This window comes from Arthrobacter sp. MDT1-49-2 (assembly GCF_059090185.1).
In genome coordinates, this window is the sequence record NZ_JBNHFK010000008.1 from 38,234 (window position 1) to 61,923 (window position 23,690).

Here is a 23,690-nt window from a genome sequence, read left to right on the forward strand (position 1 = left end):
AAAAGGCATTGTTTCTATCGGCGGCACCGGTTGTTACGGTGCGGTAAATCCGGCGCCCGGACCCGCAGTCCGGCTGGCGCTGCGGTTCAGCTTGTGGGATCGACCGGGCGGGAGGTGCCGGGATCTTCGTCGCGGGGGGCCGACGACGGCGCCGGCTTGCCGACGCTGCCTGCACCGCCGGGGATCTTGGCCGAGCTGCGGTGGACCCCCGAGCCCTCGCTGAGGTAATCCGGGTTGGGCTTTTCCGTCATCAGCAGCAGCGAGGAGATCAGCAGGGACGCGATGAAGGCGATTCCCATGGCCGTGAGGCCCAGATCAACACGGAGTTCCTTCTCGGCTCCGCCGGTGGCGAAGATCATGGTGCATACACCGGCGACCACCGCCAGCACAGCGGAGAAGATCAGCGGTGCCTTCACGGAGTTCCGCCTCTGCGGGCCGCCGGTTGAGCTATTCGCCACGTTAGATCCTCCTGCTGGGTTGGGGTGCACGGGTCGGTGCAGAATGCACTTCCGTGGAACTAGTTTACGGCCTTTGCCGGATCATCCTGGGCGCTGCGGGCATCATGCCGGGCCCCCAGGGCGGAAAGCGCCAGAATCACGGCAATGATGATGGCGGATCCGCCGGTAACCCCGAGCAGGGCGCGGGCGCCGAGGTCATGGAACACCAGCACCAGGACGCCGGCACCGAGTGCGGCTGCGCCGGTGATGAGCCCGTCGCGGGCGGGCAGGAACGCCTTCCGGCTGCGGGCCCAGAGAAGCAGTTCAATGGCGCCGCCGGCGATAAGTGCCGCGGCGGCCGCGACCGTGAAGGCCCCGACGGAAGCGACGATCAGTACGGCTGCACCGGCGAGAACGTACAGGACGGCCTCAACCAGCAGGGCGCTGCGCACGTTTCCGTGGCCGCGGGCAAGGGAGAACAACGGCACAAGCGCGGCACCGGTCAGCAGCAGGTAAGCGCCGCCGGCGAACACCAGAACGGAATCGGTGGGTTCCTGCCAGAAAATGGTCAGCACCCCGTAGACCGCCGCTACCGCTGAACGCAGCAGCATGGGTACCCATGGTGCTGCGGTGTTGGATGCACCCACTGCAGAGCCTCCGCTTTCATGTCGCCGTCACGTCAATGGCCGGTTGGCCACCCTCCAGCTTAGTCGCTGGCCGTCCCCGGGGCCGCACCGGTCACCATCCAGGCGTCCTGCCTCACACGCCAGGAGAGGGTGGCGGCCCGGGCGCACATGTAGCCCAGGCCGAAGGCGGCCCACAGCCAGGCGATGCCGACCGGGCCGGCAAGCTGCGAGACATGCACCCAGATCAGCAGGGGCAGGTAGACGCCCAGGTTGATCAGCCCGGTCAGCGCCAGGTATCTGGCATCTCCGGCCCCGATCAGCACGCCGTCCAGCACAAACACCAGCCCGCAGATGGGTTGGGACACGGCCAGGACCCACAGCCCCGCCGTCATGGCCTGCTGCACGCCGGCGTCGCCGGTGAAAAGCACCCCGGCCACCGGCGCGGCAATCGCCAGCAGCCCGCCGGTAATGACCCCGAAGCCCACTCCCCACACCACCATCCGGCGGGTCAGGGCCCGGGCCAGCGCCGTATCACCGGCGCCCAGTTCCTTGCCGATCATGGCCTGGGCTGCAATGGCCAGGGCGTCCAGGGCAAAGGCCAGGAAGGTAAAGACGGTCATGACCAACTGGTGGGCCGCCAGGGATTCCGGCCCCTGCGCGGTGGCTACCAGGACGGTGGCCAGGACGGCTGCCCGCAGGCTCAGGGTGCGCAGCATCAGCCAGGACCCGACGTGCGCGGTGTTTCTGATCCCCGCCGCGGTTGGCCGCAGCGCCACGCCCCTGGCGCGGGACATCCGCGCCACTGCCGCAAGGTAGAACACGGCCATGCCCCACTGGGCAATGCTGGTGCCCAGCGCCGAACCCGCCACCGAGAGCGAGAATCCGTACACCAAAAGGTAGTTCAGCCCGATGTTGGCGGCGAACCCGACGGCGGCAACCACCAGCGGGGTCCGGGTGTCCTGCAGACCGCGCAGCACACCGGTAGCGGCCAGGACCACCAGCATGGCGGTCAGCCCCGGCATGGAAAAACGCAGATAGTCCACGGCGTACCGGTGCACGTCCCCGGTGGCGCCCATGGCGGTGCACAGCTGCGGCGCGAAGATGTAGCCGGCGGTGGAGAGCACCGCCCCGAGCAGCAGGGCCAGGGCGATCCCGTCCCGGCCGGCGGCGAGCGCGTCCCCGTGCCGGTTGCTGCCCAGGTAGCGGGCTACCGTGCCGGTGGTGGAGTAGGCCAGGAAAACCATGAGTCCGACGGCGGTCTGCAGCACGGTGGAGGCGAGGCCGACGCCGGCGAGCTGGTTCACCCCGAGGTGGCCCACAATCGCCGAATCGGCGAGCAGGAAAAGCGGCTCGGCGATCAGCGCACCCAGCGCCGGCAGGGCCAGGGCCAGGATCCGCCGGCTGAGCCGCCGGGAGGAGAGGTCGGCTGGGGTGTTCACAGCATCCAGCCTACGGTTTCACCGGCCCACCCGGGGCGTTTCCACCGCCGTCGTCGGCGCGCAGGACCAGAGCGGCCACCAGGGCCGCCGCCAGCAGCAGGGCACCCACAAACAGCACCAGGGACGGCCAGCCGCTGTGTTGGAAGTAGTAGCCTCCTGCCCATCCGAGCAGGCTGGAGCCCGTGTAATAGAAGAGGTTGTACAGGGAGGAGGCCTGCGCCCGGCCTACCTGGGCCATCAGCGGCGTCCAGCCCGAGGCGATGGCGTGGGCGCCGAAAAAACCCGCGGTGAACACCAGCAGACCGGCCACAATGGCGGCCAGGTGGTCGGCAAGGGTCAGCGCCAGGCCTGCCGCCATGGCCCCGGTGCAGAGCAGCAGCACCAGCTTGCGCCCGCCGCGGCCGGTTAGCCGGGATGCCAGGGTGCCGGCGGCACGGGAGGACCAGGTGCCCGCAAGGTAGGCGAGGAACAGGGAGCTTGCCAGCGCCTGCGGCAGGTCGAACGGCGGGCCGCCCAGCCGGAAGCCGAGGTAGTTGTAGACGGCGACGAAGCCGCCCATCAGCAGGAAGCCCTGCAGGTAGAGGGCCAGCAGGCGCGGGTTGCGGAGATTCGCCCCCAGCCGGGCCACCAGTTCCCGCCCCGGAGCGGCGGCCCGTTCCGGGACAAAGCCGTGCTGCCGCGGCGCGGTCAGCATGAACACGACGGCGGCGCCCGCGGCGAGGATGCTCACGGCGGCCACCCCGGCCCGCCAGTTGATCAGTTCAGCCACAGGCGCCGCGAGGATCCGGCCGGCAAGGCCGCCGATGGTGGTGCCGGAAACGTAGGTGCCGGCGGCCACCGCCGCATGCAGGCGGCTGACCTCTTCGCTGAGGTAGGCCAGGGCCACGGCGGGGATGCCGCCCAGGGCTGCACCTTCAAGAAAGCGCAGCATCAGCAGGACAGGCAGCGTCGGGCTCAGCGGAACGGCCAGTCCCAGCACTACGGCCGCCAGGATCGCCGTCCTCATCACCGGCAGCCGGCCGAAGCGGTCCGCCGCTGCGGACCACGGAATCACTGCCGCGGCGAGGCCAAGAGTGGCTGCGGAAACGGTCAGGGCTGCCGAGGACGCGGAGATCCCCATTCCGGCCGCAAGCTCCGGCAGGACGCCCTGCAGGGAATACAGCTGGGCGAAGGTCGCCATGCCGGCCGCGGCCAGGCCCACCAGCACGCCCCGGTAGCCGCGGGTGCCCCTGGCGTGTCCGGTGAAGCCGGCCTGCCCCGCCGGTACGCTCATGCCCGGTTCCGGCGCGGTGAACGGCGGCCCGGCACACCCGTGCCCGGCGTCCCGGCCGGAGCGGTTCCCGCCAGCGTCCCGGCCAGCTCGGCGCTGAGGTTCCGGCGGGCCTGCTCTTCCCACAGGTCCCGGCCGCAGGCGGTGCGGAACAACGGATCGGTGTCCACGAACTGCCGTATTACCCGCTTGCGCCCGGTGGCGAAGTCCTCGTCGGAGAGGTGCGCGTACTCGGCGCGCACGTCCGCCACGTAGGTGCGGTACCGGTCCGGTTCCCGGGCCAGCACCGAGAGGTCGGCGTCGGCCAGCAGCTCCCCGTGCCGGTCGCCCGGCCGGGGGTTGTGGTCTGCCGTGAGGCGGACCAGCCTGGCACATTCGGCGACGGTGCCGGCAGCCACACCGGCGGCCGGCAGCAGGGCCTCGGCGAGCCGGGCGGACGCTTCCTCGTCCCGCCCCGGCGCACCGGAATAGACGGCGTCGTGGAACCAGGCGGCAAGGGACACCGGTAGCGAAACCCGGGAACCGGCAAGCAGGTCCAGGGCCTCCAGCACCTGCAGCAGGTGACGGCGGTCGTGGTACCGGCGGTGCGGTTCATTCCAGCGCTCCAGAAGGTGCTCCCCCAGGTCCGCAGTGCCGGGCAGCAGCCGGTTCCAGCGGTGCATCAGCGGCCGGGCAAGGGCCGAAGGCCGCTCCCGTGCCGGAATCCGGAGTCCGCTGTCAATCAGGATGCGCACCAGGTTCCCGCCCGTAACGGGCACCGCTCCGCGCCGGACCAACGTGTCGTAGCGCTGCTGCGGGACGTCGTAATGGTCGCCGTCGAACGCACGCGGCGAGATACCGGCGGCCCGGGCAAAGGCGTGCAGCTCGCCCGGACCGGCGTCGGAAATGAGGTGGGAGAAAAGGGTATTGTGCGCCGGCCACATCGGCGGATCGATGTAGATCATGGGTGCATGGCGTTCAGCGGCAACAACTGCATCGTTTATGTGTATCGCACGCGCGGGCCCTATTTCCATGTCCGGTCTCCGTGTCCGGGGCGCGGGGCCGGCACCGGCGTGCCCGGCAGGACGCCGGTGCGGGCGCGGAAATCTTCGGGGACCCCCTTGTTCTGCCCGCCCCGCAGTGCTCCAATAACCGCATGGACGAGGTGACCCCCGGCAACCACGTGCCCGCAGTGGTTGCCATTGGAACCCGGAAGGGCCTCTGGCTTGCCAGCAGCAGCGACCGGCGGAACTGGACGTTGAGCGGGCCGGAATTTTCCATGACCGAGGTTCCCGCCCTCGCCTTCGATACCCGCGGAGAGTCTCCGCGGCTGCTGGCCGGGGTGCGGTCGGAGTGGTGGGGCACCAACGTGGCCGTCTCGGATGATCTCGGCAGGACCTGGCAGGAGCCCGAGGCCCCGGCCATCGCCTTCCCGGAGGACACCGGTGCCGCGTTGGAGCGGATTTGGCAGCTGAAGCCGGACACCGAAGACCGCCCCGGGGTGGTCTGGGCAGGCTGTGAGCCGATTTCCGTGTTCCGCTCCTCCGACGGCGGGAAGCACTTCGAGCTCGTCCGCGGTCTCTGGGACCATCCGCACCGCACCCAGTGGGGCGCGGGATACGGCGGGCCGGCGGCGCACACGGTGCTTCCGAGCCCGGCGGATGATTCCGTTCATGTGGCCATCAGCAGCGGCGGCGTGTACCGCTCCGATGACCGCGGCGGGAGCTGGGATGCCTTCAACACCGGCATCATTGCCGATTTCATGCCGGATCATTACCCCGAATTCGGTCAGTGCGTGCACAAGGTGGCCCGCGATGCCGGCAATCCGCAGCGGCTCTATGCGCAGAACCACGGCGGGGTCTACCGCAGCGACGACGCCGGCGGGCAGTGGGTGTCCATCGCCGACGGACTGCCCGCGGATTTCGGTTTTGTGATGCTCGCCCATCCCACCCGTCCGGACACCATCTGGACCATTCCGCTGGGGTCGGCCGGCGAGCGCAACCCTCCGGAGGGCCGTCCCGCGGTGTACCGCAGTACCGACGCCGGCAGCAGCTGGGAGCGGCACGAGGCCGGCCTTCCCGCCTATGACTTCAACGCGGTGCTGCGGGATGCCGCGGACGTGGACGGGGCCGACCCGGCGGGCATCTACTTCGGCACGCGCGGCGGCGAGGTCTACGCCAGCGCCGATGAAGGGGAAAGTTTCAGCCTGGTCACCGCCAACCTGCCGGATGTGCTCTGTGTCCGGGCACTGGCCCTCTGACGCACGGGGCACCGCCTCCGCCGTCGAGCTTCTGCTGCCGGCCGCGCTGGCTGATGCCGCCGGCGGCAGCCGTAGCCTGGTCTTCCGTCCCGGCTCCCCGGACCGCCCGGAGGACGACGGCGGGGCCACGACCATCAGCGGGCTCCTTGGCCTGCTGCAGGTCCGGCATCCCGGGGTCTACCACCGGATTGTTGACGACGCCGGAAACATCCGCCGCTACGTGAACATGTACGTGGATGGTGAGGATATCCGGGACCTGTCCGGGCCTGAGACTGTGCTGGGACCCGGGGCCGTGGTACTCGTGCTGCAGTCCATTGCCGGCGGTTGAAGGGTTTAAACGGTGCTTAAACGCGGGCGGGCGCCCCGCTGGTAGCGGGGCGCCCTGGGCGTCGGCGGCCGGACGTCGGCGGACCGGTGCCGAAGCTGTGTAGTCCGGTGGTTAGGCCGGCAGCTGCAGGGTCTGACCGGTGAAGATCAGGTCCTGGTGGATCACGGTGTCGATGTTGGCGTTGTACAGTTCCTGCCAGCCGCCATCAATGCCCAGCTTCTCGGCAATGGTGGACAGCGTGTCGCCGGACTGAACAACGTAGGTTTCGCCGGACAGGGCCGCGGCAGGAGCCTGGACCGGTGCAACAGCCTGGACCTCAACGTTGGTCGGGGCGGGCAGCTGCTCCGGAAGGGCCTGCGGCTCAACATAGGTCGGTGCCGGGGCGGCTTCAACCGGTGCGGCTTCAACGGGCACGGTTTCCACCGGGGCGTAGGTCTGTGCCGGGGCCTGGGTTTCCACCGGAGCCGGGGCCGGGGTGGCGGCCTGCGGGTTCGCAGTGGCGCCGGTCAGGCCCAGCTTGGCGGTGCAGGCAGGCCAGGCACCGGGACCCTGTTCGGCCAGGACCCGCTCAGCTACGGCAATCTGCTGCTCGCGGCTGGCGTTGGCCGGGTCACCGGTTCCGCCGAAGGCGGCCCAGGTGCTGGGGGTGAACTGCAGCCCGCCGGAGAAACCGTTACCGGTGTTGGTAGCCCAGTTTCCACCGCTTTCGCACTGTGCGAGCGCGTCCCAGTCCATAGAGCTGGCGTTGGCTGGAGCCGCAAGGCCTGCGAGGCCGGCAGCGCCGACACCGGTGAGGGCAGCGGTGGCCAGTCCACGGCGTACGATACGACGGATCTTCTGGTTCTTCATCGGTTCTTGTGCTCCCAAGGGTTCCACCTGCGCTCCGCCCGTCCCCGGGCTTCCGCGCGCCGTCGCCTACCCCGACTGATAGAGGTCTTTTTCGGCACCACGCAGCGGCGACGTACAGTGGACGCGTGGTACTCGGCATTCGTGCGATTCATGCATCGGCCGCACCAGCTTTGGGTGCCGACCGCGGCCAGCCTTAGAACGGCTAGCAGTCCAGCCCTCGATCCGGGCTCTTAAACAACCTAAAGCAGTCATTTGTCGAGATCAAATCGCTACCTAATCGAAACCCAATCGTTACCGGGCCAGATCCGCGCAAACAAGCCGATCGAGGCGCCTCTTGTAGGGTTCATCACAAAAAGTTTCGGGTAACGCTGGACACACCCCTATTTGCGTCTTACATTGGCTGCTTCTTCGCTGATTTGCCGCGGATTCCGGGCCGTTAACGAGGGCCGGCGGGCCCCTATCGGGACCCGCCGGCCGTTTTCCTCTGCCGATCACTTCAAGGCGTTGGAGGCCTTGCGCTTGTTGAAGACGTCGAAGCCGACCGCAAGCAGCAGGACCAGGCCCTTAATGAACTGCTGATAGTCGATGCCCACGCCCATCAGGGACATTCCGTTGTTCAGAACACCCATGATCAGGCCTCCGGTGATCGCCCCGACAATGGTGCCCACTCCGCCGGTGACGGCGGCACCGCCGATGAAGGCCGCGGCAATCGCGTCAAGCTCGAAGAGGTTTCCGGCGCCGGGGCCGGCCGAGTTCAGGCGGCCGGTGAAGATCAGTCCGGCCAGGGCAGCCAGCACGCCCATGTTCACAAACAGCAGAAAGTCCACCCGTTTGGTGTTGACGCCGGAAAGCTGCGCCGCCTGCAGGTTTCCGCCGCGGGCATAGACGTGGCGGCCAAAGACCGAGCGGTTCATCACGGCGCTGTAGGCCACCACCAGCACGCCCAGGACAACGAGCACTATGGGGGTTCCGCCCCTGGAGCTGGCGAGCAGATAGGTCAGTCCGAGGACCACGACGACGCTGAACACCAGGCGGGTGAGGAACCATGCCTTGGGTTCGTCATCCAGGTTCAGCTTCATCCGGGCAGCCCGGCCGCGAAGCTGGCTGAGGACCAGCAGGACCGTGGCCAGCACGCCGAGTCCGACGGTGGTCCAGTCCAGGAGGTTGGTTTCCGCCGGGAACAGTCCGGGGAACAGGGATCCTCCGCCGAGCTGGCGGTATTCCTCCGGGAAGCCGGTGATCCGCTGGTTGCCGAGGATGATCTGGGTGAGCCCGCGGAAAACGAGCATGCCCGCCAGTGTGACGATGAACGCGGGAATACCAACGTACGCCACCCAGAAGCCCTGCCATGCGCCCACGAGCGCGCCCACCACCAGGGAGGCCACCAGCGCTGCCCACCAGGGCATGCCCCAGTCGCGGATCATGATGCCGGACATGGCACCCACGAAGGCCGCGACGGACCCCACGGACAGGTCAATGTGGCCGGCGACAATGATCATGACCATGCCGATGGCCAGGAGCAGGATGTAGCTGTTCTGCACAATGATGTTAGCCACGTTGTCCGGCTGCAGCAGGGCGCCGCCGGTCAGGACCTGGAACAGGGTGACTATCACCAGCAGGGCCAGGAAGATGCCGATCTGCCGCAGCCGGCCGGCCAGGAAGCGGCCTGCGTCGGCCAGCGGGGACGGTTTGGGGATCCTGGTGCCCAGTGCCGGATCCTCACCGGCGAGAGTGGTAGCCATGGCTATTCCTTTTCCTGTGTCATGTGCTGCATAAGTCGTTCGGGGGTTGCCTCGGCGATGGGAACCTCGGCGGTGATGCGGCCCTGGGCCAGGGTGTAGATGCGGTCGCAGATGCCAAGCAGCTCCGGAAGTTCGGAGGAAATGACAATCACCGCCTTACCCTGTGCCGCGAGCCCGTTGATGATCGTGTAGATCTCGTATTTGGCGCCCACATCGATCCCGCGGGTGGGTTCATCAAGGATCAGGACATCCGGATCAGCGAACATCCATTTGGAGAGGACCACTTTCTGCTGGTTGCCGCCGGAGAGCTTGCCGGTGACCGCACTTACGGAGGGGGCTTTGATGTTCATGCTGCGCTGGTAGTCCTGTGCCACCACGGTTTCCCGGTCGCCGTCCACCCAGCCCCGGGTGGCGAGCTTGGTCAGGGCGGAGGCCGAGACGTTCCGCTTGATGTCCTCGATCAGGTTCAGGCCGTACCGTTTCCGGTCTTCGGTGGCATAGGCGATTCCGTGCCTGATCGCCTCCTGCACGGTGCGGGCAGTGATCTCCCGCCCGTTCTTGTAGATCGTGCCGCTGATGCCGGCGCCGTAGCTGCGTCCGAAAATGCTCATGGCCAGTTCGGTGCGCCCGGCACCCATCAACCCCGCGATGCCGACAATCTCGCCGGCCCGCACGGACAGATGTGCCCCGTCGATGACGACACGGGTGGGCTCCGCGGGGTGGTGCACGGTCCAGTCCTCCACCCGCAGCACCTCGTCGCCGATCTCCGGGGTGCGGTCCGGGTAGCGGTTGGTCAGTTCCCGCCCCACCATGCCCTTGATGATCCGTTCCTCGGTGACGGAACCGTCGTCGAGACTGAGCGTCTCAATGGTCTGTCCGTCCCGCAGGATGGTGACCGAATCGGCGATGGCACGGATTTCGTTGAGTTTGTGGCTGATGATGATGCAGGTGATGCCGTCCTCGCGCAGGCCGCGGACCAACCCGAGCAGGTGGGCGGAGTCCTCGTCATTCAGCGCGGCGGTGGGTTCGTCCAGGATGAGCAGTTTCACGTCCTTGGACAGGGCTTTGGCAATCTCCACCAGTTGCTGCTTTCCCACACCGATGTCCCCGGCCCGGGTGACCGGGTTCAGGTCCAGCCCGACCCTGCGCATCAGTTCCGCCGCACGCACGTTGGTTTCGTTCCAGTTGATCCAGCCCCGGGCCGAGCGCTCATTGCCCAGGAAGATGTTCTCGGCAACGGAGAGGTACGGGGACAGCGCCAGTTCCTGATGGATGATGACGACGCCGCTGCGTTCACTGTCCTTGATGTCGCGGAAGGCGACGGTGCGGCCGTCGAGGAGGATCTCGCCCTCGTAGCTGCCGTGCGGGTAAACACCGGAGAGCACCTTCATCAGGGTGGACTTGCCCGCTCCGTTCTCGCCGCAAATGGCGTGGACCTCTCCGCGTTCAACCGCAAGAGTGACGTCCTGCAACGCCTTGACGCCCGGGAAGGCCTTGCCGATCCCGGTCATTTGGAGAATATGGTCACTCATGCGGACCTCCCTGTCCTTGGACTTTCAGTGGTGATGCTGCGGGCGGCCCGCTCCGGGCCGCCCGCAGCCGGGTTACTCCAGGTCGGACGCCTCGTAGTAGCCGCTGTCCACGAGGACCTCTTCGTAGTTGTCCACGGTGACGATCTGGCTTTCGAGCAGGTACGCCGGCACTACCTTCGCGCCGTTGTCGTAGGTCTCCTCGTCATTGGTTTCCGGCTCCTCGTCCTTCATCAGGGCGTCAACCATCAGCACTGCCCGTTTGCCGAGCTCACGCACGTCCTTGAAGATCGTGGAGTACTGCTCGTCGTTCATGATCGACTGCACCGAGCCCACTTCCGCGTCCTGGCCGGTGACCACCGGCAGGTTCTCCCCGGTGTAGCCGCCGGAGCGCAGGGCGGAGATGATGCCGATGGACAGCCCGTCATACGGGGAAAGCACGCCGTCGATCTGCGCTCCGCCGCCAACGGTCAGCAGATCCTCCATCCGGTCCTGGGCGGTATCCGGCAGCCAGCGGAGGATGGCGGCCTGCTCAAAGGCGGTCTGTCCGCTGGGGACCTTCAGGGTTCCGTCATCGAGGTAGGGCTGCAGGGTGTCCATGGCGCCGTCCCAGAAGAACGTGGCGTTGTTGTCATCCGGGCTGCCCGCGAACAGTTCGACGTTGAACGGCCCCTTTTCCCCGGTCGGCTGCCCGGCGTCGTCCAGGATGCCGAGTCCGGTGAGCAGCGAAGTGCCCTGCTGGACCCCCACTTCGTAGTTGTCGAAGGTCGTGTAGTAGTCCACCGTGTCGGACTCGTTGATCAGCCGGTCGTAGGCGATCACGGGGATGTCCTGGGATTCGGCCGTGTCCAGCACGCTGGTCAGCGTGGTGCCGTCGATGGACGCAATGACCAGGGCCTCGGCGCCGCCGTTGATCATGTTCTCGATCTGGGAGATCTGGGTGGGGATGTCGTCGTTGGCGTACTGCAGGTCCACCTCGTAGCCGAGCTCCTCCAGCTGGGACTTGACGTTCTCACCGTCGGCGATCCAGCGTTCGGACTGCTGGGTGGGCATGGCGACGCCGATCTTGGCGCCCTCGTTGGACTCGCCGCCGGCGTCCCCGCCGCCGCGGTTGCCGGCGCAGGCGCTCATGCTGAGGGCCAGGCTCAGCGAGACGCCGCCGATAAGTACCCGTTTCAGGGTGGGTTTGCGTGTCATGGTCATGCCTTTCGTTGTTGCCGTGCCTTGGTGGGGTGGAGTCAGAGTTTCTGGGCTAGCCGGTAGTAGGCGGCATTCCAGCGGACTTCCCGCTGGAACCCGCGCAGGTCCGTGGTGTTGTCGATGAGCAGCAGTTCCACTTCGGACATTTCGGCGAAGTCGGTCAGGACGTCCGGCCCGAGGGCCGTGCTGAGCACGGTGTGGTGGGCGGCACCGGCAGTGAGCCAGGCGGCCGCGGAGGTGGCGAGATCGGGATGCGGCTGCCAGACGGCGCGGGCCACCGGCAGGTTCGGCAGCGGGGCGTCCGGAGGAACCACGTCCACCGTGTTGGCGGTCAGCCGGAACCTGTCGCGCATGTCGGACATGGCCAGGACGACGCCGGGGCCCGGGTCAGTGGTGAACACCAGGCGGACCGGGTCTTCCCGGCCGCCGATGCCCAGCGGGTGCACTTCCAGGCTGGGTTTGTCCGTGGTGAGGCTGGGACAGATTTCCAGCATGTGCGCGCCGAGGATTTTCTCCTCGCCGGGCACCAGGTGGTAGGTGTAGTCCTCCATCAGGGAAGCGCCTCCGGGCAGGCCTGCGCCCATCACCTTCGCGGCCCGGACCAGCATGGCGGTTTTCCAGTCCCCTTCGGCGCCGAACCCGTAGCCGTGGAACATCAGCCGCTGCACGGCCAGTCCCGGCAGCTGCCGCAGGCCGCCCAGATCCTCGAAGTTGGTGGTGAAGGCATCGAACCCGCCTTCTTCCAGGAACTGGAGCAGGCCGAGTTCCTGCCGCGCCCCGTAGCGCAGCGATTCGTGCCGGCTGCCGCCCGGCCGCAGCTGCGGGGAGATGTCATAGAGGTCTTCGTACTCCGCCACGAGTTTGTCCACGCTGTCCTCGGACTGCGCGTCCACCACCTCCACGAGGTCATTGACCCCCCAGCTGTTGATGGAGACGCCGAAGCGCAGTTCGGCTTCGGTCTTGTCTCCTTCGGTGACGGCGACGTTGCGCATGTTGTCACCGAACCGGGCAACCCGCATGCCCTGCAGGGTGGCACGGCCGGCACAGGCCCGCTGCCAGGAGGCTATCTGTGCAATGACGGCGGGGGTGGAAACGTGCCCCACGACGGTTTTGCGGGGCACGTCCAGACGGGTGGCGATATACCCGAATTCACGGTCCCCGTGCGCAGCCTGGTTCAGGTTCATGAAATCGAAGTCGATCTCCGCCCACGGCAGTTCCACGTTGATCTGTGTGTGCAGGTGAAGGAGCGGTTTGCGCAGGGCGTCCAGCCCGCGGATCCACATTTTGGCGGGGCTGAAGGTATGCATCCAGGCGATCACGCCAATGACGTTTTCCGCCGCGTTGGCGGCTAGCGCTGCAGCGTGGATGGATGCGGTATCCGTGAGTGTCGGTTTCCAGACCGGGCGCACCGGCAGGCCGGCGGCCTCGAGCATGCCGACAATTGCCTTGGACTGTTCGGCGACCTGGCGCAGCGTGTCCTCGCCGTAGAGGTCCTGGCTGCCGGTGAGGAACCAGACCTCGTAGGGTTCGAGCGTGGTGTTGAGGGGACTCACGTCAGTGCACTCCTGAGTTTGTTGGGGTTGCTGCCGGCTGCTGGCCGTACACGTTCTGATAGCGGTCGAACAGGGCGTCCACGTGGGCCGGTTCGATGGGCTGGGGCTCTCCGAGCTGGCGCGCGAAGTGGACCGTGCGGGCAACGTCCTCGAGCATGACGGCTGCCTTGACGGCGTCGCGGGCGTCCCGGCCGATGGTGAAGGGGCCGTGGTTCCGCATCAGGACTGCACGGGACCGGTGCCCCTGAAGGGTGGAGACGATACCGCGGCCAATGGAGTCATCGCCGATGATGGCGAAGGGGCCCACCGGGATTTCCCCGCCGAATTCGTCGGCCATGGCGGTAAGCACGCAGGGGATCGGTTCACCGCGTGCCGCCCAGGCCGTGGCGTACGGCGAATGGGTGTGCACCACTCCCCCGGTCCCCGGCATGTTGCGGTACACGTAGGCGTGCGCGGCGGTGTCACTGGACGGGGATAACCCGGCATCCTGGCTTCCGGCCACCGCACTCCCGTCGGGTTCGCACAGAATAAGGTTTTCCGGGCTCAGGTCCGCGTACTCCACGCCGCTGGGCTTGATGACGAAGTACCCGGTGCCGGGAATCCGGCCGGAAATGTTTCCCGCGGTCCACGCCACCAGCCCGTACCGCACCAGTTCGCCGTGCAGGGCAGCCACTTCTGCGCGGACGCGCGCTACGGCCTGCTCGAAACCGGTCCCGGGGGCGCTCATGCCGTCACCTCGCGGACCAGCCGGGCGGAGCGGCGCATGGCTTTGAGCCGGTGCATAACGTTATTGCCGCCCCGGCCGAAGTAGTCATGCAGCGCCGTGTATTCCGCATACAACGCGTTGTATGCCTGGGAACGCTCCGGATCCGGCAGGTATTCGTTCCGCTGCAGCCTGCCCATGGCTGCCGCCGCCTCGCGGACACGGGGGTAGGCGCCGGCGGCTACGGCCGCGTGGATGGCGGATCCCAGGGCCGGCCCCTGTTCGCTGCCGATCACGGAAATCGGCATGCCAAGAACATCGGCGTAGACCTGCATCAGGAACCGGTTCCGCACCAGCCCCCCGGCCGCAACGAACTCCGTCACCGGAATGCCCGAGGAGGTGAAGGCCTCCACAATGGTGCGGGTGCCGAAGGCGGTGGCCTCCAGCAGCGCCCGGTACACCTCGTGCGGGCGGGTGGCCAGGGTCAGCCCCACGAGCAGCCCGGACAGTTCGTGGTCCACCAGCACCGAACGGTTGCCGGACTGCCAGTCCAGGGCAAGCAGCCCGTGGGCGCCCACCTCCTGGCCGGCGGCCTGCTCGGTGAGCAGTTCATGAACACTCATCCCCCGGCCGGCTGCTTCCTGCGTCAGTTCTTCGGGGACGAAATTCGCGGTGAACCAGCCAAAAATGTCCCCGACACCTGACTGGCCGGCTTCATAGCCGTAGAGGCCCTCGACAATGCCTCCGTCCACCACTCCGCACATGCCCGGCACATCACGCAGGGTTTCGGCATTCATCACGTGGCAGGTGGAGGTGCCCATGATCGCAACCATTTGCCCGGGTCCGGCAACCCCCGCGGCGGGAGCGGTGACATGGGCGTCCACATTGCCGACGGCCACCGGAATGCCGGCCGGGAGGCCGGTCCAGGCGGCGGCCTCGTCGGTGAGCGTTCCGGCGGCGGAGCCCAGGGCTCCCACCGGCTGCTCGAGTTTGTCGGTGACGAACCCGGCAAAGCCGGGGTTCAGGGCCGTCAGGAAATCCGCGTCCGGGTACGCGCCGTCCTGCAGGATCCCCTTGTATCCGGCCGAACAGGCGTTTCGCACATAGTTACCGGTCAGCTGCCAGACAATCCAGTCGGCTGCTTCCACCCAGTGATCCATCAGCGCGTAGAGCTCCGGGTCCTCTTCCAGCAGCTGCAGCCCCTTGGCGAACTCCCATTCGCTGGAGATCAGACCGCCGTAGCGGGGCAGCCAGGCGGCGTTCCGCTGCCGCGCCAGCTCGTTGATGCGGTCCGCCTGCTTCTGGGCCGCATGGTGGCGCCAAAGCTTCACATAGGCGTGCGGCCGGTCCTGGTACTCGGGAAGTTCATTCAACGGGGTGCCGTCCGCCGTAACGGGGACCATGGTGCACGCAGTGAAGTCGGTGCCGATGCCGATGACCGAGGACGGGTCAATGCCCGCGGCCAGAATGGCTGACGGTACCGCGTGCTGCAGGACCTCGAGGTAGTCCGCGGGGACCTGCAGGGCCCAGTCGGGCGGCAACGGCGCACCGGTGGCGGCAAGGACGGAATCCATCACTCCGTGCCGGTAGGGGTGCACCGCGGAGCCGAGCTCGGCGCCGTCGTCCACCCGCACTACGACGGCCCGCCCGGAAAGGGTGCCGAAGTCGATGCCGACTACATGGGCGGGAGAGTTCCTGTGCTGCACGGTGACCTCATTGTCGTTGAACCGGTATATCCGCGACCGTGCCCGGATCCGTCAGATCCAGAAATGTGAACGGTCACAATTCGTTGCTGGGTGTCACGCTACTCCCGAAAATGTGACACGGGGCACTAAAGTTGGTAACAGTTTGGTAACGCACCGTGCGGTCGCCGTTTAGCGGGGGGAAGACGGCGGGGCTGCCGTGGAGCTCCGGTGCACCAGTTTCGGTGCCACGTCGCCGGTCTTTACCGGATCGCCCCCGCGCAGTTCCGCCAGCAGGACGGCCACGCAGCGCCGGCCCAGTTCAGGAAAGTCCTGCCGGATGGTGGTCAGCGGCGGAAGGAAGTGCGCCGCTTCGGGCACATCGTCAAAGCCCACCACGCTCACGTCGTCGGGCACCCGCAGGCCGACCTCCGCGAAAGCGTGCACCAGGCCGAGGGCAATGTGGTCATTTCCGGAGAACACCGCAGTGAACCGCAGGTCCTTGCGCAGTTCAGTGCCCACCCGGTAACCCGAGTCCGCGGTCCACTCCCCTGCCGGAACGACAGCGGGCGTCAGGCCCCACGCGGCCATCTCCTCCACATATCCCTGGAGGCGGGCTTCGGTTTCCACCCATTCCTCCGGTCCGGGAACATGCACCACGTTCCGGTGCCCAAGTTCCAGCAGGCAGCGGGTGGCCAGCCGCGCCCCCGACAGCTGGTCCACCGACATCCGGTGGTCCTGGCTGTGCAGCGAATGCACGGTGACAAAGGGAATCCGGATAGAGAGCTGCTCAATCACCTCAAGCGCGCGGGACTGCGGGGCAAGCAGTACGAGCCCCTCCACGGCATGGCTCATCAGCCGGTCCAGGGCCTCCTCAATAGAGGAGCGGTCAGCGTTGTCGATATGCACGGCGTCCACCACATAGCCGGCTTCATTCGCGGCGGCCTGGATCGCCTGCAGGCTGGCCGTCGGCCCGTACTCCGCACCGGACGCCACCAAGGCGCCTATGATGCGCGATTCCCTGGTGACCAGGGCCCGCGCTGCACGGTTGGGCCGGAACTGGAGCCGTTCCATGGCCTCCAGCACCCGTTCCCGCGTGGAATCGCGCAGATTCGGGTGTCCGTTGATGACCCGGGAAACAGTCTGGTAGGAAACGCCGGCAGCTGCAGCAACGTCGCGGATATTGGACGCGCGCCGAGGGGATAGGGAACCCGTCCTGCCCTCATTGCTCATAGTCAGAACCGTACTGCACCGGTGGCTCCGGCGGCATCCACTGCCGGCATACCGAACTCTCCGGCGCGTCCGGGCACGCCGCCGGATCCGCGGATCATCCGGTGGAAAACCGGTGCCCCGGTTCCGCCCCGGCGATGGCCGCGGGCACGCGTTGGGGGACTTCTGGACAGTGCCCGCAGCGCAGGTCTAACGTTGGACCTCGTGCTCACATTCTTCAATGCGTTCAAGCGCATTCTGGTCGGGCGTCCGTACGGGAATGAGCGCCTCGCGCAGACCCTTCTGCCCAAGCGGATTGCGCTTCCCGTTTTTGCCTCGGACGCTCTCTCATCGGCTGCCTATGCACCCGATGAGATTCTGCTGACCCTGGCCCTCGCCGGCGTCACTGCCGTCACGGTCTCACCCTGGGTGGGCCTGGCGGTGATGGTGGTGCTGCTGACCGTGGTGGCCTCCTACCGGCAGAATGTACACGCGTATCCCTCAGGCGGCGGCGACTATGAAATTGCCAGCGCGAATCTCGGGAAGTCCGCCGGCCTCACGGTCGCTTCGGCCCTGCTGGTGGACTATGTGCTCACCGTTGCCGTGTCCATGTCCTCGGCGGCGGCGTATCTGGTCACCGCGGTTCCCGCCCTGCACGGCAATCAGGCAACCATTGCGGTGATCGGCGTCGCCCTGCTGGTACTCATCAACCTCCGCGGCATCCGCGAAGCGGGATCCGTGTTCGCCCTGCCCGCCTACATATTCATGGCGTCCGTGCTGGGCATGTGCATTACGGGCGCCGTCCAGTTCTTCTCCGGAAACCTTAAGCAGGCACCCTCCGCCTCCTTTGACCTCGTTCCCGAGGCCGGACTCGACGGCGGCCTGGTGGGCCTGGCCGGGGCCTTCCTGCTCCTGCGCGCCTTTTCCTCCGGTGCGGCAGCGCTGACCGGTGTTGAAGCCATCAGCAACGGGGTTCCCACGTTCCGCAAACCCAAGAGCGCCAATGCCGCCACCACCCTCCTGCTGCTTGGCATGATTGCCACCGCCATGCTGGGCGGGATCCTGGCCATGGCCAACCTCACCAAGGTCCACGTTGCACAGGACCCGGCCACCCAGCTCACCCTGAACGGTGAAGCGGTGGGCGAGGGCTATGTGCAGCACCCGGTGATCAGCCAGCTGGCGGAGACCATTTTCGGCGGCGGCAGCCTCCCCTTCTACATTGTGGTGGCGGCCACCGGGCTGATTCTGGTCTTTGCCTCCAACACCGCCTTCAACGGCTTCCCGGTCCTGGGCTCCATCCTGGCCCGGGACGGCTACCTGCCCCGCCAGATGCGCACCCGCGGGGACCGCCTGGCCTTCAGCAACGGCATTATCTCCCTGGGCCTGGGCGCGCTGGTGCTGATTGTGGCCTTCGACGCCGATGTGACGCGGCTGATCCAGCTCTACATCGTGGGGGTTTTCGTCTCCTTCACCGCCAGCCAGCTGGGCATGATCCGGCACTGGACGGGAAAGCTGCGCACCGAAAGAAACAAGGACGTCCGACGCCGGATGCAGCGTTCCCGGGCCATCAACACCCTGGGCTTCGGCATGACCGCCCTGGTGCTGCTGATCGTCATCATCACCAAATTCCAGCACGGCGCCTGGATTGCCCTGCTCGCCATGGCCGTCCTTTACGTGATCATGTACAGCATCCGCATGCACTACCAGACGGTGGCACGGGAACTCGCCCTGAAGGAGGACGAGCACAGCCTGGCGCTGCCCTCCCGGATCAACGCGGTGATCCTGATTTCCCAGGTGCACAAGCCCGCGTTGCGGGCCATCGCCTATGCCCGGGCGTCCCGCCCCTCGAGCCTGAATGCCATCACGGTGGACCTTGATCCGGAGGAGACCCGGCGCACCATGGCCGACTGGGAGCGCCTGCAGATTCCCGTGCCGCTCACCATCCTGTCCTCCCCCTACCGGGAAACCATCTCCCCCGTGCTGGCGTACCTGCGCGAGGCGCGCCGGAACGCGCCGCGGGAACTGTTTGTGGTGTACATCCCGGAATATGTGGTGGGGCGCTGGTGGGAGCAGCTGGTCCACAATCAGACCGCTCTGAGGATCAAGGCCCGCCTGCACTTCGAGCCCTCGACCATGGTGGCCAGTGTGCCGTGGCAGCTTGCCTCCAGCCATGACGCCCACGGGGAGCCTGCCGGCGGTCCCGGCGCGGGCAACCGGGGCTAGCCGGGCCGGCCGCCGGCGAGCCCCGGCCTCCGGGTTGGCCCCGGCCTCGGGGGGTTAGCTCCGGCCGGTGGCTGCGGGTCCGGCTGCATCCCGGCCCGCCAGCACGGAACGGTAGGCGTATTCGGTCAGCCGGCCGTCCTGTACCGCCTGCTCCACGGCTGCGAAGGAACGCGGACCGTCTTCGGCGTAGGGGAAGTGGATGAGCTCGGCAATGAGTTCCCATTCTTCCGTGACCGAGTCGATCAAATCTGCCGGGGTCTCCTCGGCGCCCGGTCCGCCGTTCAGGACCGTCCAGGCCCCCTCCGGCACCCGGTAGGCCTCGAGCCGTTCCAGGTCCGCTTCAAGGTCCTCCAGGGTCGCGTACTCGGTCTGGGCCTCCGGGGGCACGGAGCCGTCCGGAGTGGCAAGCTGGGCCACGAAGGTTGTCTCGGAGGACGGGTAGACGGAGGTGGGTACCGGCTCACCCTCTTCCAGGTAGGCCGGCAGCTGCGACGGCATCCAGTACCAGGCATCGCCCTGGTCGGGACCGCCGGGCTGGGCCCGCTCACTGATCCAGCCGCGGGCGGTCAAAAGTGCCTCGGCGTCGTCGCTGAAGTACATGGTTTCCCCGCGCAGCATGGCGTTGACCTCGTGCTCGGCACGGCGGGCCTGCTTCTTCTTGCTGACGGCCTTCTTGCGGGGCTTGGACTTGGGCACGGCTGATCTCCTGGAACGGTGGGGGGAGGCGGCTGGAAAGGTGGAACCGGGGCTAGAACCCGCTTCCGCCTTCCACCGCCATATTCGAGAATCGGGAGTAATGGCCCTGGAAGCCCACCACAATGGTTTTCGTGGGACCGTTACGGTGCTTGGCCACAATCACGTCGGCCTCGCCGGCGCGCGGGGATTCCTTGTCGTAGATGTCCTCGCGGTGCAGCAGGATGACCATGTCGGCGTCCTGCTCAATGGAACCGGATTCACGCAGGTCCGAGACCATCGGCTTCTTGTCGGTGCGCTGCTCGGAGCCACGGTTCAGCTGGGAAAGCGCGATAACGGGCACTTCGAGTTCCTTGGCCAGCAGCTTCAGTGCACGGGAGAACTCGGAGACTTCCTGCTGGCGGGATTCCACGCGTTTGCCGGAGGACATCAGCTGCAGGTAGTCCAGCACTACGAGTTTGAGGTCATGGCGCTGCTTCAGGCGCCGGCATTTGGCCCGGATTTCCATCAGCGACATGTTGGGGCTGTCATCGATGAACAGCGGTGCGTCGTTCATGCGCCCCATGGTGGTGGCAATCTTGCCCCACTGCTCGTCCTTGATGGTGCCCTTGCGCAGATCCTGCAGGCCAATGGTGGCCTCGGCGGAGAGCAGGCGCATGGCAATCTCGTTGCGGCCCATTTCCAGCGAGAAGAACACCGTGGTCATGTTGTTCTTGATGGCGGCGGAACGGGCGAAGTCCAGTGCAAACGTCGATTTACCGACGGCGGGGCGGGCGGCAATAACGATCATCTGGCCGGGGTGCAGGCCCTGGGTGAGCTCGTCGAGTTCGTAGAAGCCGGTGGGGACGCCGGTCATGCCCTCGCCGCGGTGGCCGGCGGACTCAATCTCGTCCACGGTGCCCTCGATGATGTCCTTCAGCGGGACATAGTCCTCGGCGGTGCGGCGTTCAGCCACTGCGTAGACTTCCGCCTGGGCGGCATTGACGATGTCGTCGACTTCCATGCCGTCATTGGAGTAGCCCAGCTGGACGATCTTGGTTCCGGCGTCCACGAGCCGGCGCAGCACCGCCCGCTCTCGGACGATCTCGGCGTAGAACCCGGCGTTGGCGGCGGTGGGAACGGACTGGATCAGCGTGTGCAGGTAGGCCGGTCCGCCAATGCGGCTGATTTCCCCGCGCTTAGTGAGTTCGTCGGAGACGGTGACGGCGTCCGCGGGCTCGCCGCGGCCGTAGAGGTCAATGATGGCTTCGTAGATGGCCTCATGGGCGGGACGGTAGAAATCGATGCCCCGGAGGACTTCGACGCAGTCGGCAATGGCATCCTTGGACAGCATCATGCCGCCGAGCACCGACTGTTCCGCTACCAGGTCCTGGGGCGGTGTCCTCGCGAAATCCGGACTTGATGATGATGCCTTGGAGTCCGTATGCGTGAGCGACACTGTGACCCTTTCCGTTCCTGCCTAAGACGTTAGATCCCTGCCCTGCCGGAGCATTGGACTATCTGTATCAGCAGGCACCGACATCCGTGCGGAGCCTGCTGTGCTGAGTGATCCGGACGCGGCGGGCATGCGTCTGATGAAGGGATTCACCGCAACGTTATGCCCACCCGCACCGGCTCGACAAACGAGTTATCCACAGGTCCTGTGGATAGTTTGTGCATAACGCGGCGTGTCTTGTGCACAGGTTGGGCATAAGGGTGTGGATAAATAATTAGTTTCTAGCCAAACAAGGCTCTGACTAGGGCAAACGTCTGTCCACACCTGTGCAAACAGACTATTTTTCCGGCGCGCCCGGTGAACGGGTGCGTGTTGACAGGCATGGAAAACAGGCATAAAGGACTGAACTATCCACATTGGCGGTCCGGGATATCCACAAGAGGGGGCTGACAGGCTGTGGACAGCGGCATTCCCAGTCCGGCCGGCCTCCGGTACGGCACCGCCGGACGGACCGGCCAGCGCACCGGATAGCGCACCGGACGGACCGGCCAGCGCGCCGGCCAGCCCCTGACTGCTGGCGGGTACATCGATATGCCGGCGCAGGCACTGCTGCCTTAAAGCGAAAAACGCCCCCGGTCCGAGGACCGGGGGCGTTTTGTCCGTCTGCGTCAGACGCTAGCCGGCAACGACCTGAAGGTCGATGACAGCTGCGACGTCGTCGTGCAGGCGAACGTTGGCCTGGAAGGAACCAACCGACTTGATGTGCGTCGGCAGTTCAACCTTGCGCTTGTCGATGGCGCCGAGACCGGCGGCTTCAACAGCAGCAGCAACGTCTGCGGGCTTGACGGTACCGAAGAGGCGTCCGGACTCGCCGGCCTTGACGGTCAGCTTGACCGGCTTGGCGGAGAGAGCTGCGGCCTGCTTCTGAGCATCTTCCAGGGAAGCGTGCTCACGGGCAGCGCGTGCAGCCTTGATGGATTCAACCTGCTTCTCGCCACCCTTGGTCCAGGTCAGAGCGAAGCCGCGGGGCAGGAGGTAGTTACGTGCGTAACCGTCCTTAACCTCGATGACGTCGCCGGCAGCGCCGAGACCGGTTACTTCGTGGGTCAGAATGAGCTTTGCCATGAGTTAGGTTCCTTTCCTTTAGCCGCGGCCAGCGCCGGAGTACGGCAGGAGAGCAACTTCGCGGGCATTCTTGATTGCCTGGGCGATCTTGCGCTGTTCCTGCACGGAAACGCCAGTTACGCGACGAGCGCGGATCTTTCCGCGGTCGGAAATGAACTTGCGCAGCAATGCTACGTCCTTGTAGTCGATGACAGTGATGTCAGCGGCCTTCAAGGGATTGGACTTTGGTTTGGGCTTGCGAAGTTCAGCCTTAGCCATCGTGGAGCTCCTTATGTCTGGTGGAGCCCGTGGATACATTTCCACGGGATGGGCTCGACGGCGGTTGCCGTCTGAGGGTGGCGCCCAAGGGCGCCGGGTGAAGGGCCGCTGCCGCCCGTTGGGGGAAGCCGCTCTTCGGGTGAAGAGGTTTAGAAGGGCGGATCGTTCGAATCCGGACCGTTGCCCCATCCGCCGGAGTTGCCGCCCGCAGGGGCGCCCCAGGGATCGTCAGCGGGTGCGGACTGCGTCTGCTGCTGCTGGCCGCCGCCCCAACCGGAGTTGGAGTTGCCGCCGAAGCCGCCGCCACCGCCGCTGTTGCCGCCGAATCCGCCACCGCCGCCGGAGCGCTGGGTGCGGGTGACCTTGGCAGAGGCATAACGCAGCGAGGGGCCGATTTCGTCGACCTCAAGCTCCATTACGGTGCGCTTTTCGCCTTCTTTGGTTTCGTACGAACGCGACTTCAGGCGGCCCTGGCAAACTACGCGGGTTCCCTTGGTGAGGGACTCGGCGACGTTTTCAGCAGCTTCACGCCAGACAGACGCACGGAGGAACAGCGTTTCGCCGTCCTTCCACTCGTTGGACTGACGGTCGAAGGTCCGCGGGGTCGAAGCAATGGTGAAGTTCGCCACTGCCGAACCGGACGGAGTGAACCGCAGTTCCGGGTCGTTGGTTAGGTTACCGACGACGGTGATTGTTGTCTCGCCTGCCATGAAAGCCTCCTGATATCTGTACGGGTTGTCCGGAAATTACTCTGCGGAAACCTTTGCAGCGTCCTTAGCGGCCTTCTTGGCATCCTTCTTGGAGATCTTCTGCTCTTCCGGGCGGATGATCTTGGTGCGCATGATGGTTTCGTTCAGGCTCAGCTGGCGATCAAGCTCGGCTGCTGCTGCAGGCGTACCGGTGAAGTTAACCACCGCGTAGATGCCTTCAGTCTTCTTCTGGATTTCGTAGGCCAGGCGACGACGGCCCCAGATGTCTACCTTGTCGATGGTTCCACCATCGTTGCGGACGACATTGAGGAACTTATCGAGCGAAGGCTCGACGGTACGCTCTTCGACCTCGGGGTCGATGATTACCATCAGTTCATAAGCACGCATTTGTGAACCCACCTCCTTTGGGCTGTACGGTCACGGTATTTCCGTAACAGGAG

General features: G+C 66.3%; 22 protein-coding genes. 3 read left to right on the forward strand and 19 right to left on the reverse strand.

Annotated features, from left to right (window positions below; genetic code table 11):
* Positions 1-86 precede the first annotated feature (86 nt).
* From AC5RTS_RS11965 to AC5RTS_RS11985, 5 genes are read right to left on the reverse strand one after another with little or no spacing between them, the layout of a single operon-like run.
* Positions 87-458 carry a hypothetical protein gene (locus tag AC5RTS_RS11965; protein ID WP_493992248.1) on the reverse strand — a complete coding sequence of 124 codons (372 nt, stop codon included), beginning with the start codon at positions 456-458 and terminating at the stop codon, positions 87-89.
* 59 nt (positions 459-517) lie between these two features.
* A complete protein-coding gene (locus AC5RTS_RS11970) occupies positions 518-1,084 on the reverse strand; it encodes a DUF308 domain-containing protein (protein WP_493992249.1) in 567 nt (188 codons plus the stop codon).
* 59 nt (positions 1,085-1,143) lie between these two features.
* Entirely contained in the window at positions 1,144-2,511 is a 1,368-nt protein-coding gene (locus tag AC5RTS_RS11975; protein ID WP_493992385.1) for an MATE family efflux transporter, read from the reverse strand.
* Position 2,512: 1 nt separating this feature from the next.
* Positions 2,513-3,775: an MFS transporter gene (locus AC5RTS_RS11980; RefSeq protein WP_493992250.1), complete on the reverse strand. Its 1,263-nt coding sequence runs from the start codon at positions 3,773-3,775 to the stop codon at positions 2,513-2,515.
* Positions 3,772-4,716 (reverse strand): DUF4031 domain-containing protein, encoded by a 945-nt coding sequence (locus AC5RTS_RS11985; protein WP_493992251.1) that lies wholly within the window; start codon positions 4,714-4,716, stop codon positions 3,772-3,774. Before AC5RTS_RS11985 ends, AC5RTS_RS11980 begins: the two co-directional genes overlap by 4 nt.
* Before the next feature lie 191 nt (positions 4,717-4,907).
* Between AC5RTS_RS11985 and AC5RTS_RS11990 the strand changes: the two genes are divergently transcribed.
* Together AC5RTS_RS11990 and AC5RTS_RS11995 are read left to right on the forward strand one after the other, a co-directional pair.
* Positions 4,908-6,011, forward strand: coding sequence for a WD40/YVTN/BNR-like repeat-containing protein (locus tag AC5RTS_RS11990; protein WP_493992252.1), 1,104 nt, complete (start codon positions 4,908-4,910; stop codon positions 6,009-6,011).
* Positions 5,989-6,339, forward strand: coding sequence for a MoaD/ThiS family protein (locus AC5RTS_RS11995; RefSeq protein ID WP_493992253.1), 351 nt, complete (start codon positions 5,989-5,991; stop codon positions 6,337-6,339). The genes AC5RTS_RS11990 and AC5RTS_RS11995 overlap by 23 nt, the downstream gene beginning before the upstream one ends.
* A 111-nt stretch (positions 6,340-6,450) precedes the next feature.
* Here the strand turns inward: AC5RTS_RS11995 and AC5RTS_RS12000 are convergent, their stop codons facing one another.
* From AC5RTS_RS12000 to AC5RTS_RS12035, 8 genes are all read right to left on the reverse strand, one after another.
* On the reverse strand, positions 6,451-7,188 hold the full coding sequence (locus AC5RTS_RS12000) for a transglycosylase family protein (RefSeq protein WP_493992386.1): 738 nt from the start codon (positions 7,186-7,188) through the stop codon (positions 6,451-6,453).
* Positions 7,189-7,679: 491 nt separating this feature from the next.
* On the reverse strand, positions 7,680-8,930 hold the full coding sequence (gene mmsB, locus AC5RTS_RS12005; protein WP_493992254.1) for a multiple monosaccharide ABC transporter permease: 1,251 nt from the start codon (positions 8,928-8,930) through the stop codon (positions 7,680-7,682).
* A 2-nt stretch (positions 8,931-8,932) separates the two neighbouring features.
* The gene (gene mmsA, locus AC5RTS_RS12010) at positions 8,933-10,462 is read right to left on the reverse strand and encodes a multiple monosaccharide ABC transporter ATP-binding protein (protein WP_493992255.1); all 1,530 of its coding nucleotides are present in this window, start codon (positions 10,460-10,462) and stop codon (positions 8,933-8,935) included.
* Positions 10,463-10,534: 72 nt separating this feature from the next.
* Positions 10,535-11,656, reverse strand: coding sequence for a multiple monosaccharide ABC transporter substrate-binding protein (gene chvE / locus AC5RTS_RS12015; protein WP_493992256.1), 1,122 nt, complete (start codon positions 11,654-11,656; stop codon positions 10,535-10,537).
* Between the two features lie 41 nt (positions 11,657-11,697).
* Entirely contained in the window at positions 11,698-13,212 is a 1,515-nt protein-coding gene (araA, locus tag AC5RTS_RS12020; RefSeq protein WP_493992257.1) for an L-arabinose isomerase, read from the reverse strand.
* Position 13,213: 1 nt separating this feature from the next.
* Complete coding sequence (locus tag AC5RTS_RS12025; protein ID WP_493992258.1) at positions 13,214-13,939, reverse strand: L-ribulose-5-phosphate 4-epimerase; 726 nt, start codon at positions 13,937-13,939, stop codon at positions 13,214-13,216.
* Positions 13,936-15,621: a ribulokinase gene (gene araB / locus AC5RTS_RS12030; protein ID WP_493992259.1), complete on the reverse strand. Its 1,686-nt coding sequence runs from the start codon at positions 15,619-15,621 to the stop codon at positions 13,936-13,938. The genes AC5RTS_RS12025 and araB overlap by 4 nt, the downstream gene beginning before the upstream one ends.
* A gap of 168 nt (positions 15,622-15,789) precedes the next feature.
* Positions 15,790-16,830 (reverse strand): LacI family DNA-binding transcriptional regulator, encoded by a 1,041-nt coding sequence (locus AC5RTS_RS12035; RefSeq protein ID WP_493992260.1) that lies wholly within the window; start codon positions 16,828-16,830, stop codon positions 15,790-15,792.
* A gap of 201 nt (positions 16,831-17,031) precedes the next feature.
* Between AC5RTS_RS12035 and AC5RTS_RS12040 the strand changes: the two genes are divergently transcribed.
* Positions 17,032-19,029 (forward strand): APC family permease, encoded by a 1,998-nt coding sequence (locus AC5RTS_RS12040; RefSeq protein WP_493992261.1) that lies wholly within the window; start codon positions 17,032-17,034, stop codon positions 19,027-19,029.
* A 54-nt stretch (positions 19,030-19,083) separates the two neighbouring features.
* Here the strand turns inward: AC5RTS_RS12040 and AC5RTS_RS12045 are convergent, their stop codons facing one another.
* The 6 genes from AC5RTS_RS12045 to rpsF form a co-directional block, all read right to left on the reverse strand.
* Complete coding sequence (locus tag AC5RTS_RS12045) at positions 19,084-19,725, reverse strand: hypothetical protein (RefSeq protein ID WP_493992262.1); 642 nt, start codon at positions 19,723-19,725, stop codon at positions 19,084-19,086.
* Between the two features lie 52 nt (positions 19,726-19,777).
* On the reverse strand, positions 19,778-21,160 hold the full coding sequence (dnaB, locus tag AC5RTS_RS12050; protein ID WP_227903081.1) for a replicative DNA helicase: 1,383 nt from the start codon (positions 21,158-21,160) through the stop codon (positions 19,778-19,780).
* Positions 21,161-21,832: 672 nt separating this feature from the next.
* Positions 21,833-22,282: a 50S ribosomal protein L9 gene (rplI, locus tag AC5RTS_RS12055; protein WP_227903082.1), complete on the reverse strand. Its 450-nt coding sequence runs from the start codon at positions 22,280-22,282 to the stop codon at positions 21,833-21,835.
* Between the two features lie 18 nt (positions 22,283-22,300).
* Positions 22,301-22,540, reverse strand: coding sequence for a 30S ribosomal protein S18 (rpsR, locus tag AC5RTS_RS12060; RefSeq protein WP_007269381.1), 240 nt, complete (start codon positions 22,538-22,540; stop codon positions 22,301-22,303).
* Between the two features lie 149 nt (positions 22,541-22,689).
* Positions 22,690-23,250: a single-stranded DNA-binding protein gene (locus AC5RTS_RS12065; protein ID WP_227903083.1), complete on the reverse strand. Its 561-nt coding sequence runs from the start codon at positions 23,248-23,250 to the stop codon at positions 22,690-22,692.
* Between the two features lie 36 nt (positions 23,251-23,286).
* The gene (gene rpsF / locus AC5RTS_RS12070) at positions 23,287-23,637 is read right to left on the reverse strand and encodes a 30S ribosomal protein S6 (RefSeq protein ID WP_227920298.1); all 351 of its coding nucleotides are present in this window, start codon (positions 23,635-23,637) and stop codon (positions 23,287-23,289) included.
* Between the last annotated feature and the right edge of the window lie 53 nt (positions 23,638-23,690).